Origin of the sequence: Paracoccus xiamenensis (assembly GCF_011308835.1) — a bacterium.
Classification (GTDB): Bacteria; Pseudomonadota; Alphaproteobacteria; order Rhodobacterales; family Rhodobacteraceae; genus Paracoccus; species Paracoccus xiamenensis.
Map to the genome: position 1 here is coordinate 294,025 of NZ_JAAOHY010000003.1, position 13,501 is coordinate 307,525.

9 protein-coding genes are annotated in these 13,501 nt (G+C 62.6%); 2 read left to right on the plus strand and 7 right to left on the minus strand.

Going from position 1 to position 13,501, the window contains the following annotated elements; all coding sequences use genetic code 11:
* Positions 1–237 precede the first annotated feature (237 nt).
* Positions 238–1,359 carry an efflux RND transporter periplasmic adaptor subunit gene (locus G7044_RS09895; RefSeq protein ID WP_166328427.1) on the plus strand — a complete coding sequence of 374 codons (1,122 nt, stop codon included), beginning with the start codon at positions 238–240 and terminating at the stop codon, positions 1,357–1,359.
* Positions 1,356–4,508 carry an efflux RND transporter permease subunit gene (locus tag G7044_RS09900; protein ID WP_166328429.1) on the plus strand — a complete coding sequence of 1,051 codons (3,153 nt, stop codon included), beginning with the start codon at positions 1,356–1,358 and terminating at the stop codon, positions 4,506–4,508. Before G7044_RS09895 ends, G7044_RS09900 begins: the two co-directional genes overlap by 4 nt.
* Positions 4,509–4,650: 142 nt before the next feature.
* Here G7044_RS09900 and G7044_RS09905 read toward each other — a convergent pair whose 3' ends face one another.
* The 7 genes from G7044_RS09905 to G7044_RS09935 all read right to left on the minus strand — a co-directional run bounded on the left by G7044_RS09905 (position 4,651) and on the right by G7044_RS09935 (position 13,500).
* Entirely contained in the window at positions 4,651–5,400 is a 750-nt protein-coding gene (locus tag G7044_RS09905) for a 2OG-Fe(II) oxygenase (RefSeq protein ID WP_166328431.1), read from the minus strand.
* Positions 5,397–6,461, minus strand: coding sequence for a bifunctional DNA-binding transcriptional regulator/O6-methylguanine-DNA methyltransferase Ada (gene ada / locus G7044_RS09910; RefSeq protein WP_166328433.1), 1,065 nt, complete (start codon positions 6,459–6,461; stop codon positions 5,397–5,399). Before ada ends, G7044_RS09905 begins: the two co-directional genes overlap by 4 nt.
* Before the next feature lie 314 nt (positions 6,462–6,775).
* Complete coding sequence (gene iolB, locus G7044_RS09915) at positions 6,776–7,570, minus strand: 5-deoxy-glucuronate isomerase (protein ID WP_166328435.1); 795 nt, start codon at positions 7,568–7,570, stop codon at positions 6,776–6,778.
* 79 nt (positions 7,571–7,649) lie between these two features.
* A complete protein-coding gene (iolE, locus tag G7044_RS09920; protein WP_166328437.1) occupies positions 7,650–8,561 on the minus strand; it encodes a myo-inosose-2 dehydratase in 912 nt (303 codons plus the stop codon).
* Positions 8,562–8,568: 7 nt separating this feature from the next.
* Complete coding sequence (gene iolD / locus G7044_RS09925; RefSeq protein ID WP_166328439.1) at positions 8,569–10,407, minus strand: 3D-(3,5/4)-trihydroxycyclohexane-1,2-dione acylhydrolase (decyclizing); 1,839 nt, start codon at positions 10,405–10,407, stop codon at positions 8,569–8,571.
* 59 nt (positions 10,408–10,466) lie between these two features.
* The gene (locus G7044_RS09930) at positions 10,467–12,374 is read right to left on the minus strand and encodes a bifunctional 5-dehydro-2-deoxygluconokinase/5-dehydro-2-deoxyphosphogluconate aldolase (RefSeq protein WP_166328441.1); all 1,908 of its coding nucleotides are present in this window, start codon (positions 12,372–12,374) and stop codon (positions 10,467–10,469) included.
* Positions 12,361–13,500: a Gfo/Idh/MocA family protein gene (locus tag G7044_RS09935; protein WP_166328443.1), complete on the minus strand. Its 1,140-nt coding sequence runs from the start codon at positions 13,498–13,500 to the stop codon at positions 12,361–12,363. The genes G7044_RS09930 and G7044_RS09935 overlap by 14 nt, the downstream gene beginning before the upstream one ends.
* Position 13,501: the final 1 nt, after the last annotated feature.

Sequence of the window (13,501 nt, forward strand, 5' to 3'; positions counted from 1 at the left end):
CCCGGTTGCTGGCGCGGGCAGCTCAAGGGCAGTTGAATACAGTTGCGGACGCGTTAGCCGCGCCGCTCGAATATTGCATCTAACGTACTTGCCGCTACAATCCGTAGCAGCAACTCTTGAATGGCGGATACCGACACAGCAACCTTTTTGGGGGGCAGATAGATGCGCAGAATCTTCCGGACATTGGCCTTTGCGATAGTGGCTCCGGGCATTCCGTACAGTCTGTCAGCAACCGAAATGCTTGCGCAGGAAACGCCTCCGCCTGTCGTTGTCACGCATCAGGTCGAAGTCGCGCCGATTGAAGCGCCCGACAGCTTTACCGCGAATGTGGAAGCAATCGAAAGCGTCGAAATACAGGCGCGGATCGAGGGTTTCATCGATGAAGTCACCTTCACCGCGGGCCAGATCGTTGAAAATGGCGACCAGCTTTTCCTGATCGAGCCCGAGCGCTATGAAGCCGAGGTTGCATCCGCGCAAGCCAGCCTTGCCCAGGCCGAGGCGCAGCGTGTGCGCGCCGAAAGCGAGGCCAGGCGACAACAGGAACTGGTGAACAGAAATGCCGCGGCAGCGGTGAATCTGGAACAGGCACAGGCCGATTTTCAGGTCACCGAAGCGAATGTGCAGGCGGCACAGGCCGGCGTCGAACTGGCCCGAATCAATCAAGGCTATACGACAATCACCAGCCCGATCACCGGAAAGATCGGGCAGGCATTGATTACCAGGGGTAATTTCGTCGGGCCATCGGCCGGATCACTGGCGCAGGTCGTGCAGCTCGATCCCATTCGGGTCGTGTTTTCGATACCGGAGCAGCTTTTGCTGGACATGCAGCAAAGCGGGGTCGCTGAAACCGGCGCTGAAAGCGTCAATTTCAGCCTGATGCTGGCGAATGGCAGCCCATATCCTTTGACCGGAACGCTGGAATATATCGACAATCAGGTTGACCCCGCCACAGGCAGCGTTCCGGTGCGCATCGTATACGAAAACCCGGATGCGCTTTTGCTGCCGGGCCAGTTCGTCACCATTCTCATCGCGGAAAAAGACCCCGAAAGCCTGCCGATCGTTCCGCAGCCCGCCGTGCTTCAGGACCGCGAAGGCCGCTATGTCTTTCTGGTCAACGACGATGACACCGTCTCTCAGCGGCGTATCTCTACTGGTCCGGGCGTCAGAAACGGCTGGGCTGTCACCGAGGGTCTTCAAGGCGGGGAAATGCTGGTTGTCGAGGGCGTGCAACGCTTGCAGGATGGCATGACAGTCGCCGTCAGCGCCCCCGCACCGACAGACAGTGACGCCGCGACCGACCCGGCAACCGATACGCCGAGCGCGGAAGAGGATGCCGAGCCCGCCGGTGACGCGCCATGATCTCGAATTTCTTCATCAGTCGGGTCCGCTTCGCGCTGGTGGTTTCGATCGTCATTTCGATCGTCGGGCTGATCGCGCTTTTTGCCTTGCCCGTTCAACAATATCCGAACATCACCCCGCCAACGGTCAACGTATCGACGATCTATCCCGGTGCCAGCGCCGAAACCGTAGCCGACGTGATCGGCGGCCCCATCGAATCCGCCGTCAATGGCGTCGATGATATGACCTACATGTCCTCGACCAGTTCGAATGCCGGACAATATTCGCTGGCGGTCACCTTCGAGATCGGCACCGACTCGGATCAGGCGCAGGTGAACGTGCAGAACCGCGTGCAACTGGCAATGTCCAGCCTGCCAAGCGAGGTGCAGCAGCAAGGCGTTGAGGTCCGCGCCAGCTCGCCGGACTTTCTGCTGGCACTAGGGTTCTATTCTGAAAACGGGCAGATCGACGATCTGGCCGTCGCGAACTATGTCAGCACCTCGCTGATTGACGAAATCGTCCGCATCTCGGGCGTTGGTGATGCGTCATCCGTGGGCACATCCGAATATGCCATGCGCATCTGGCTGGATACGCCGAAAATGGTCGCGCTGGAAATTACCGCGGACGAGGTGGCCGCCGCCATCTCGACCCAGAACGTGCAGGCTGCCCTGGGTGAGCTTGGCGGCCCGCCGGCGCCGGAAGGGACGGAAATGCAGCTGACGCTGGTGTCCCAGGGCCGGCTTGCTGAACCGGATGAGTTCGAACGCCTGATCGTGCGCACCGGCAGCGATGGCAGCATCGTCCGGCTGGGCGATATCGCCCGGATCGAACTGGGCGCGCAGTCCTATGCCGCGCAGGCGATGGTCGGCGACCGAAATGCCACCATGGTACAGGTCAATCTGGGGCCCGGCGCCAATGCGCTGGATACCCGCGATGCGGTCCTGGCGATGCTGGAAGAGACCCGACAGCGTTTTCCGGCCGATCTGACCTTTGACACGGTCTACGATTCAACACTGTTCGTCAGTTCCAGCATCGACCTGATCATGCGGATTCTTGTCGAAGCCTTTATCATCGTCATGGTGGTGATCTTCCTGTTTCTTCAGGACTGGCGGGCGACCATTGTGGCCGGCATCTCAATTCCGGTCTCGCTCCTGGGCGCGATGGCGGTGTTGCTGATGATGGGCTATTCGCTCAACATGATCTCGTTGCTGGCGTTGGTGCTGGCCATCGGGCTGGTGGTGGATGACGCGATCCTCGTTGTCGAGAACGTCCAGCACAACCTGGAACAAGACCCCGACATGCCGGTGCCGGAAGCGGCGAAGAAGGCCATGGTTCAGATCACCGGCCCCATCATCTCGACCACCTTCGTGCTGCTTGCGGTGGTTGTGCCGACGGCCTTTCTGCCCGGCATCAACGGTCAGTTGTTCCGACAGTTCGCGGTGACGATCTCGGGCGGGTTGGTCATGTCCGCAATCGTCGCGGTGACGCTGGCCCCGGCGCTGTCGGCGATCATGCTGCGGCCGCCGAAAGAAGGCGGCAAGCGCGGCCCGCTTGCCTGGGTCGAGGCAGGTCTGAACTGGATGCGCGATAGTTACGGCAAGATCGTCGGTTTCATGCTGCGCTTCTGGCCGATCCCGGTCGGCATACTTGCCGCTTGCGCCGCCGGCGCGGTCTATCTGATCACTTCGCTGCCCAGCACCTTCCTGCCGGATGAGGATCAGGGGGCATTGTTCGTCAACGTCCAGCTTCCCGATGCCGCTTCGTTGCAGCGTACAGACGAAATCATGGCGCTTGTCCGCAAGGAACTGGCCAACACCCCCGGCGTGCAAGAGGTTATTTCCGTCTCGGGCTTCAGCATTCTGCAAGGCACTTCGGCCCCGAATGGCGGCATGGCGGTCGTTGCACTTGAACCCTGGGAGGATCGCGAGACCGAAGAAACCGAAATGGGCCACCTTCTAAGCTCGTTGAACCAACGTTTCAGCCAGGTCCCCGGCGCAACGATTGCGGCCTTTGCACCGCCCCCGATCCCCGGCGTGGGTGCCGTCGGCGGCCTTGATATGCGGTTTCAGACGCTGGAGGGTCAGACCCCGGCCGAGCTTGCACAGACGCTGCGGTCATTCCTTTCGATTGCCAATCAGGACCCAGCCATCGGCGGGCTCGGTTCGACGTTCAGCGCAGATGTGCCGCAGGTCTATCTGGAGGTGGACCGGGTGCGCGCTGAACGGCTTGGGCTTAGTCCATCGGACATCTACAGCGCCATCGGCGTTGCCTTCGGATCCAGCTATATCAACGATTTCACCACCGGCGGGCGGAATTATCAGGTCACGCTTGCCGCGGATGGGGAATATCGCGGCGACGTCACCGATCTGATGAACCTGCACGTCCGCAGCAATAACGGCGCGATGGTGCCCTTGCGCACGGTGGCGACAACGCGGACGGTGCTTGGCCCCTATGTCATCAACCGCTTCAACCAACAGGTTTCCGCGACGGTGAACGGCCAGGCGGCGCCGGGGCAAAGCTCCGGTTCCGCAATGGCCGCGGTCGAAAGGATCGCCCAGGAAGACATGCCAGAGGGCTATGCCGTGGCCTGGGCCGGGCTGTCGTTTCAGGAACAGCAGGGCGGCGGCAATCAATACATCACTTATGTCATGTCACTGGTCTTCGCCTATCTGTTCCTCGTCGCGCTTTATGAAAGCTTTTCGCTGCCCATCGCGATCCTGCTTTCGCTGGGTGCGGCGGCGTTCGGTGCTGCCGTTGGGCTGGTCATCACTGGCCTGCAAATGAGCCTTTATGTCCAGATCGCACTGGTCCTGTTGATCGGGCTGGCGGCAAAGAACGCGATCCTGATCGTCGAATTCGCCAAGGAGCGGCGAGAGGAGGGCATGTCGATTCTGGATGCCGCTCGCACTGGGGCCGAGGCCCGGTTCCGCGCCGTGCTGATGACCGCGTTGGCCTTTATCTTCGGCGTCCTTCCCTTGGCGGAATCGCATGGCGCCGGCGCCGGTGCGCAGAATGCCGTCGGGATCACCATCATCAGCGGGATGCTGGGGGCAACCCTGATCGGCCTGTTCATCATTCCATCGCTGTATTTCATCATCCAGAGCATCACCGAATGGTTCTCGCGGAAAACCAGAGGAACGCCGGCACCACCAAAGGAAAACGCGGGCTAGAGCGTCTTGCCGCCATGTCCGCCATCGCGTCGCCCGCTTGGGAACAGAGGCGGTGTCGGCCGAACTGGTTTCATCGCAGCAACGTGCCGTCCGCACCGGCAGCCATTCGGCCGCCGCTGCCGGGAGAGAACCCCAATCCCGGCTACTTCGCGTCGTGGAAGATGATCCCAACCGTATGGCGTTGCCCGCTGCGGACGCGGCTGACGCCGTGGCGGAGGTTGACGCGGTAATTGCCGCGGCTGCCTTGGACGGGCCGGTTGTGGACGGCGAAGGCGACGGCGTCGCCTTGCATAAGCGGCACGACCTCGGCACGGCTCTGCATCCGGGGGCGTTGTTCGGTCAGCACGAACTCACCGCCGGTGAAATCGCGGCCCGGTTGGGACAGCAGGAACGCCACCTGGATCGGAAAGGCCAGATCGCCATACAGATCCTGATGCAGGCAGTTGAAGTCGCCTGTGACATATTGCAGGAGCAACGGCGTTGGGCGTTTCTGCCCGGCTTCGTGGCACTGGCGCAGGAAATCCGCGTGGGCGTCGGGGTAGCGCTGATCGATCCCCATGCGTTCGTTCCAGCTGTTCGCGATCTCGGCCAGTTTCGGCCAAAGCGCCGTGCGCAGCCCGCCCAGCAGATCCGGCAGCGGGTATTTGAAATAGCGGTATTCGCCCTTGCCAAACCCGTGCCGCGCCATGTGGATATGGCTGCGGAAATGCTGTTCCTGTGGGTAAAGCGCGGCAAGGTCGCGGCACTCCTCCGGCGTCAGGACGGATTTCAGCGTGGCGCAGCCGAAACTGTTCATCTCGCCCGCGAAAGCCGACCAGTCATAGACAGCAAGGCGCTGCTCGGCCGATTTCACGACCGGCGCGGCGGGGATAAAATCGGTCACGGCATTCATGCTGCGGCCTCCTTTTCCAGAAGGGTGCGCTTGCGTTCGATCCCCCAGCGATAGCCGGACAGATCGCCATCCTGACGCACGACCCGGTGGCAGGGGATCGCCACGGCGAGCTTGTTGGCCGCACAGGCCCCGGCCACGGCGCGGACCGAATTCGGTGCGCCGATCCGGCGCGCGATCTCGGTGTAGCTGACGGTTTCACCCACCGGGATGTCGCGCAGGGCCTGCCAGACGCGCTGCTGGAACGCCGTGCCGCGAATGTCCAGCGGCAGGTCGAGCCCGATCTGCGGCGCTTCGACAAAGCCAACGACCTGCGCCACGCGGGCCTCGAAAGCCACATCGCCGCCGATCAGATTGGCCCTTGGAAAGCGGTCCTGCAACTCGTTGACCAAGGCTTCGGGATCGTCCCCCAAGGCAATGGCGCAGATACCCTTGTCGCTTTCGGCCACGAGGATCGCGCCAAGCGCGCTTTCGCCCAGGGCAAAGCGGATATCGGTATCCTTCCCGCCCTGACGGAAGGCCGTGGGCGTCATGCCCAGAACCTTGTTCGAGGTCTCGTAAAACCGGCTGTTCGCGTTGAACCCGGCGTCGTAAATCGCTTCGGTCACGGTATTCTCCTTATCCTGCAGTTCAGCGCGGACCTTCTGCGCCCGATGCGCAGCGCCCCATTCGCGGGGCGTCAGCCCGGTGATCGCCTTGAACTGGCGGTGAAAGTAATGGCTGCTGAAGCCTACCTTTGCGGCAAGGTCATCCAGCTTTGGCATTGCGTCCGAGGCCGCGATGATCCGGCAGGCCCCGGCGATGATTTCGGTGTTCGCCTGCGCGGCCGATTGCCCCTTGGGATTGCAGCGCATGCAGGGGCGAAAGCCCGCCGCCTCGGCCGCCTCGGGCGTGTGGTAAAACGCGACATTGGCGGGCTTGGCACGACGCGAGGGGCAGGACGGCCGGCAATAAATACCGGTGGTTTTCACCGCAAAGACAAAGCTGCCATCCGCGCCCGCATCCCGCGCGACAACACTTTGCCAGCGCGGATCCTGTTCGGTCTGGGTCGGTATGGTGGTCATGGTCAATACCCGGTCTGATTGCTGTTGAGCCCAATATAGGGGGCTTTCGCCGCACCTCACTCCGCGCCTTGCTTTCAAATCCAGAACGTCGGTGGACCAAGGGATATGCGGCCATCCGACACAGGCGCAGCAGCCGCTTGAGACGGCAGGATCGGGTAGATGAGTGTTGCCACACCGTGGAACGGGTGCAGACAGACCGGCATGCGACACTGTTCGAGTTGATGCAGACATCGCCCCGAACGTTGCGGATATGCGAAGAGGCCGCGCCGATCCAGCACGGGCTGCCGCAGGCGTGACGCCATTCCCCCGTCTTTTCAGAACAGGTGCTCGACCTCTGGCGCGGGAACAAAGCGCCATGCGCGGCGGGGCCCGGCCATGACGTTGAGGTAATACAGCTCGAACCCGTAAGGCGCACCGCAGGGGTGGTGGCCACGCGGGACGCAGACCACATCGCCATCCCTGACTGCCATGACCTCGTCCATGCTGCCGTCATCGGTATAGACGCGCTGCACCGCCCAACCATCTTTCGGGTTCAGGCGGTGATAATAGGTCTCTTCCAGATAGGTGATGCGCGGAAAGTCATCCTCATCATGGCGATGGCTGGGATAGCTGGACCAGTTGCCCGCGGGGGTGAAAACCTCTGTCACCAGCAGGCTGTCGGCGTAATCCTCATTCTCCATCGCGATATTGTTGATCCAACGGGTATTGTTGCCCTCGCCCCGCTGGGTCAGGGTAATACCGTCAGGGCCGATACGGCGCGCCGGATGACCGCCCTGCCCCGGTGCCGCGCAGACGGCGATCACGCAATCGGTCACCGCTTCCGCCCGCCACTCCTGCCCGTTCGGGACATACAGACAGTGCGGCGGCGTCTTGTCGAACACGTCCATCCGCTCGCCCACAACTCCCCAGTCCTGACCGGCGGCGTGGAACGCGGCCTTGCCCTCGACCATCACCAGGATGACCTCATTGGTGCCGGTCGCTTCGGACGCCGCCTCGCCCGGACGCAGGCGGTACAGCGTGAAGCCAACATAGCGCCAGCCGGCGCTTTCGGGCGTAATCTGATGCACCTTGCCGTGGGTGCCGAAAGGCTTGTGCAGAAGATCAACCATTCAGATCCCTTTCATTCTGGCCCAAGTACCCCGGGGGAAACCGGCGAATGCCGGTTGGGGGCAGCGCCCCCGGATCGTGTCACGCAGCCTCGCCATGATCCAGACCCGCCGCGACTGCTGCCGCCTTCAGCGACCTCAGGCCCAGCGACTGATACTCCAGCGGATTCCTCATCTCTGGGTCCTGTTCGGCCTCGATCACCAGCCAACCGTCATAACCCGCCTGCGCAAGGACACTCAGCAATGGCACAAAGTCGATTGCGCCTTCTGGATCGCCCGGCACGGTAAAGGCCCCGGCCAGCACCCCTTGCAGAAAGGACAGGCCCTCGGCCCGGACCCGTTCCGCAACCCGAGGGCGGATGTTCTTGGCATGGAAATGCGCGACACGGGACGCATGTTTCGTCAGTACCGCCACCGGATCACCGCCACCAAAGGCGCAGTGACCGGCATCAAACAACAGATGCGTCGCGGGACCAGTCGCAGCCATGAAGGCGTCGATATCCTCGGGGGATTCGATCACCGTGCCCATATGGTGATGATAGGCCAGCGTGATGCCTTGCGAAGCGAGGTAATCCGCAAATGCCTCCATCTTCGTCCCAAAGGCCACCATTTCATCAGGGGTCAGCCGGGGACGATGGTTCACGGGAATATCGTGGCTACCGTGCACGGTGTTCGAACATTCGCAGGTGATGCAGACCTTGCAGTCATTGGCCTTCAGTTTCGCCAGATGCGGCTGCACGGCGGCAATCTCATCCTCGACCGAGCGGGTCAGCAACGCGGTCGAATACCAGCCCGAGATGAAGCGCAGACCGTAATGCTCAAGCAGCGCCTTCAGGGCGGCGGGATCGTCGGGCCAGCGGTGGCCATTCTCGATCCCGTCAAAGCCGATCAACTGACCGGCCTCCTGCAGGATCTGTTCTGTCGGGATATGCGCGCCGATGCTTTGGTCGTCGTCATTGGCCCAGGCGATGGGGTTGGTGCCGTAAAGGATCATGATGCCCTCAATTCACAAGCCGCTGCCTGGCGGCGTTTTCCAGATATTCCGCATAGGCGACGCGCAGCTTTTCGGTGTCACCGACCGCCGGAACGGCCACATCCCACCAGTGTCCGGCACCTTCCAGCCCGTCGCCGGGCCCAGGGGCGGCGGTGGTGTCGATGACGATCACAGTCGGTATGTCGCGACTGCGTGCAGCGGCAATCCCTGCCTCCAGTTCGGCGATATTCGCAGCCTTTATCGCATGCGCCCCCATGCTGGCGGCATGGGCGACAAAGTCGATCTGCGGCTGCACCTCGATATTGCTGTCGACATACATGTTGTTGAACGGCGCGCCACCTGTGCCAGCCTGCAAGCGATTGATGCAGCCGTAACCCCGGTTGTCGGTCAACACGACAGTGAAGGGGATGCGCCGCATTACCGCCGTCGCCAGTTCGCTGTTCATCATCATATAGCTGCCATCGCCGACGAAACAGATCACCTCGCGATCAGGCCGCGCCAGCTTCAGACCCATTGCGCCCGCAATTTCATAGCCCATGCAGCTATAGCCGTATTCCATGTGATAGCCGTGCTGGCTTGGCTGCCACAGCAGTTTCAGCGCGCCCGGCATGGTCCCAGCTGCACACATGGCGATGGCATCAGCCCCGGTCGCACGCTGCACCGCGCCGATCACCTGCGCGTCGGCGGGCAATTCGTTGCTGTCTACGGGGGCGGCGCAATGGGCATCGACCGCCCGCAACCAGCTTTCACGGACGCCCGGCGCCGCTGCGTCGGCGCGGTAATCGCCCAAAGCCGCGCCCAGCTTTTCCAGCGCAACCTTCGCATCCGCCACCAGCGAGACCCCGCCATGCTTGGCCGCATCGAAAGGCTGCACGTTGATGCTGACCAGTTTGGCATCACCAAACAAGGTCCGCGACCCGGTGGTGAAATCCTGCAAGCGAGTGCCGAGCGCAATGACAAGATCAGCCCCTGCTGCCACCGCATTCGCCGCAGCAGAGCCATCTACCCCGGCCGCCCCATAATTCATGTCATCAGACTGTGGCAGCGCCGACTTCCCCGCCTGCGTCTCTATCACCAAGATGTTGTGGCGGCTGGCGAACTTCGCCAGTGTGGCTTCCGCGCTGGAATAGATCACCCCACCGCCCGCAACGATCACCGGCGCTTTGGCTGCACGGATCAGATCCGCCACCTCGGCCAATTCCGCAGCATCGGGCTCGGGTCGCCGGATCCGCCAGACGCGCGGCTCGAAGAACTCGGCAGGCCAGTCATAGGCTTCCGCCTGCACATCCTGACAAAAGGCCAGACAGACCGGGCCGCAATTTGCCGGATCGGTCATGACCCGCATGGCACGAGGCAGCGCTGTCAGCAGATGCTCAGGCCGGGTAATGCGGTCGAAGTAACGCACAACGGGACGGAAGCAGTCATTGGCGCTGACGGTTCCGTCATCGAAATCCTCGATCTGTTGCAATACCGGATCGGGGCTACGGTTGGCGAAGACATCGCCCGCGATGATCAGCAAGGGCAGCCGATTCACATGGGCAAGTGCCGCCGCCGTCACCACATTGGTGGCCCCCGGCCCGATCGAGGTCGTCACCGCCTGCGCGCGGCGCCGCGCATGACCCTTGGCAAAGGCAATCGCGGCATGGGCCATCGACTGTTCGTTCTGCCCGCGCCATGTCGGCAGCGCATCGCCGATACCGTGCAGCGCCTCGCCAATCCCAGCCACATTACCATGGCCAAAGATTGCCCAGACGCCTTCGATGAAACGCTCGCCCCCATCGGTCTTCTGCACAGCAAGCCAACGGGTCATTGCCTGCGCTGCCGTCAATCTGATCGTCTCAGCCATTACTCCGCCTCTTTCATTCTGGCGCAAATATCCCGGGGTCCGGGGCAGCGCCCCGGTTCTTATGCCGCCGCCCGCGCCTTGTCCCAGACCGCACACAGCTTTGCATAGCGATCCGCCATCTGCGCGACCGCATCATCATCGCTGATCTGCCCCGCCATCCACGCCCGCGCGGCGTCGCCAAAGATCGTGCGCCCGACCGCGAAACCGCGCACCAGAGGAAAGCTGGCGGCGACCTCGAAACTGGCGGCCAACTCGGCCTCGGGCGCGTCGAGGCCAAGCACCACGATGCCGCGCGTATGCTGGTCGTGTTCCTCGATGGCGGAGATGGCGTTGGCCCACGCCTCGCGGGTCTTCATCGGTTCCAGCTTCCACCAATCGGGATAGATGCCGATATCGTAGAACTGCCGGATCAAGGTCGCGGTGGTCATGTCATCGACGGGGCCGACCTTCGAGGGGATGATCTCCAGCAGGAACTCCAACCCGCTACGCCGCGCGGCCTGATAAAGGCGGGTCACGGTCGCCTCCTGATCCGCGCGCATCGCCGCGTCGTCATCGGGGTGGCAGAAACACAGCACCTTTACCACGTTTTCCCGCGCCCATTCGGACAGCGCGCCACAATCGGCACCGAGTTCCGGTTCCAGCGTCAGGCGGCGCGACCCCGGCCATTCCGCCGGCCGCCCGATCCACAGGCCCGATCCGCTGGCCTTATGCAGCGCGCTACGTCCGATGCGGTTGTCGCACAGGATGCCGTGGCCACCCTGCCCGTCAGCCACCTGCAACGCAGCCTGCAGGCACAGCTCCTTGAACGCGCCGCCTTTGTCGAGCGTGTAGCCCTCCATCTCTTCCAGTTGCAGGCGGTGGTCGAAGGCGAAGACGCGCATGGTCGACCAGTCGCCGCCCATACGCCCTTGACGGTTGGTGGCCCAGTGGATCTGTTCCAGTTCCGCATCATTGCGCAGATCGGGACGTTGGACGCCGCGCTTCAGGAAGAAGTCGAGTTCGGCAAGGCTGGGATAGGCGGGCGTGCAGCCGTGGCGGCTGACGGCGAAAGCGCCGCAGGCATTGGCGTATTTCAGCGCCGTGGGCCAGTCCTCGCCGTCCAGCCAGCCTTTCATCAGGCCCGAGAAAAAGCCGTCGCCTGCGCCCAGCACATTGAAGACCTCGATCGGGAAGCCGGGACCGGTCTGACCGTCGTCCAGGCTGTCTGGAATCTCGCCTTCGAAGGCCACGGCACCCGCTGCGCCGCGTTTGCAGACCAGCGTGGCATCGCTGACGGCGCGGACATTGCGCAGGGCGGTGATGGTGTCGGTCGATCCGCCGGCGATGTGAAACTCTTCCTCGGTCCCGACGATCAGGTCGAACAGGTGCAGGGTCGATTGCAGCTCTGCCGTGACCTTGTCGCTGGCGACAAAGCGGCTTTCGCCATCACCATGCCCCGCCACCCCCCAGAGGTTCGGGCGGTAATCAATATCCAACGCCGTTTGCGCACCGTGCTTTCGCGCCAGTTCCAGCGCCTTCAGCACCGCCGCGCGGGTCTGCGGATGCGACAGATGGGTGCCGGTGGCCAGCACCGAGCGCGCCGAGGCGATTAAACCCTCATCAATATCCGCTTCGGTCAGGCCCATATCGGCGCAGTTTTCGCGGTAGAAGATCAGCGGAAAGCTTTCCTCGTCGCGAATGCCCAGCAGAACCAGCGCCGTCAGGCGGTCCGGGTCGGTCTTGACGCCGCGCACATCGACGCCTTCGCGTTCAAGCTGTTCGCGGATGAAGCGGCCCATATGTTCGTCGCCGACGCCGGTGATGACGGCCGATTTCAACCCCAGCCGAGCAGTCCCGCAGGCGATATTGGTCGGCGAGCCGCCGATATATTTGCTGAAAGACCCCATATCTTCCAGCCGACCGCCGATCTGGTCGCCATAAAGGTCGACCGACGAGCGACCGATGGTGATCAGGTCAAGCGTCTTCATGGGCGGCCTCCTCAATCTTCACGGGCTGGCCGTTCGAGGCAGCCATGGCGTGAATGATCCGCTCGATCCCCAGACCGTTGGCAAAATCGGGCATGGCTGCGGGGCCTCCGGCTATGGCGCGCAACAGGTCGCGGCATTCAACGACTTTTTGCTCATTAAAGCCGAAATTATGGCCCGGCGCGGGGCAGAAGGCCGCGAAATCAGGCTGTTCAGGGCCGGTCAGATGGCGGGTAAATCCTGCCTCTCCAGCGCGATGCAGCCAAAGCTCGTTCATGTTTTCCTGATCGAAAACCAGCGTTCCTTCAGTTCCGTGTATTTCCCACTGCAGACGGCATTTGCGGCCACGGGCCACGCGAGACGTGGCAAAGCTGCCTTGCGCGCCGCTGGCAAACCGGATCAGCGCCATGGCGCTGTCTTCGTTTTCTACGGCGCGGGGGCCTGCGGGTGAAGGTCTTTGCGGAACCGCGATCTGGGTGATTGCGGTAATTTCTGCCACCGGCCCCATCAGCGCCACCATCTGGCTGACAAGGTGGCAACCAAGATCGCCCAAGGCACCAAGGCGGCCGCCTTCATGTGTCATCCGCCACGACCATGGCAGGTTCGGGTCGGCGGAATAGTCTTCGTCATAGACACCGCGGAAGGCCAGCGGGCGACCGATAACGCCATCGGTCAACATCTGACGGGCGGCCTGAAAGGCGGGGCTGCGCAGATAGTTATAGCCCAGCAAAGTCATCTGCCGAGGATGCGCCGCAGCGATTTCCGCCATGGATTGCGCATCAGCAAGCGTCAGCGCCATCGGCTTTTCCAGCCAGACATGTTTGCCCGCCTTCAGCGCCGCTTCGGCCATTGGGCGATGCATGCCGTTCGGCGTCGTGATGGACACGACATCGACGGCGGGATCGGCAATAGCCCCCTGCCAGTCGTCGCTGCCGCGGGCAAAGCCGAATTGCGCGGCAAACTCGCTGGCCTTGTCGGCCGGCGTGTCGCAAAGCACCTCCAGCCTTGGATGCGCCCCGCCGAAGACGGTTGCAACATTGCGCCATGCCATCGCGTGACACTTGCCCATAAAGCCGGTGCCGATCAGGGCGACGCCAAGCGGACGGTTGGGCATAATTGCGTTGGACATG

Bases quoted from the DNA above. Each gene is read 5' to 3' on its own strand.
- G7044_RS09895 (WP_166328427.1), top strand. From the start codon at position 238: ATGCTTGCGCAGGAAACGCCTCCGCCTGTCGTTGTCACGCATCAGGTC.
- G7044_RS09900 (WP_166328429.1), top strand. From the start codon at position 1,356: ATGATCTCGAATTTCTTCATCAGTCGGGTCCGCTTCGCGCTGGTGGTT.
- G7044_RS09905 (WP_166328431.1), bottom strand. From the start codon at position 5,400: ATGAATGCCGTGACCGATTTTATCCCCGCCGCGCCGGTCGTGAAATCG.
- ada (WP_166328433.1), bottom strand. From the start codon at position 6,461: ATGACCACCATACCGACCCAGACCGAACAGGATCCGCGCTGGCAAAGT.
- iolB (WP_166328435.1), bottom strand. From the start codon at position 7,570: ATGGTTGATCTTCTGCACAAGCCTTTCGGCACCCACGGCAAGGTGCAT.
- iolE (WP_166328437.1), bottom strand. From the start codon at position 8,561: ATGATCCTTTACGGCACCAACCCCATCGCCTGGGCCAATGACGACGAC.
- iolD (WP_166328439.1), bottom strand. From the start codon at position 10,407: ATGGCTGAGACGATCAGATTGACGGCAGCGCAGGCAATGACCCGTTGG.
- G7044_RS09930 (WP_166328441.1), bottom strand. From the start codon at position 12,374: ATGAAGACGCTTGACCTGATCACCATCGGTCGCTCGTCGGTCGACCTT.
- G7044_RS09935 (WP_166328443.1), bottom strand. From the start codon at position 13,500: ATGTCCAACGCAATTATGCCCAACCGTCCGCTTGGCGTCGCCCTGATC.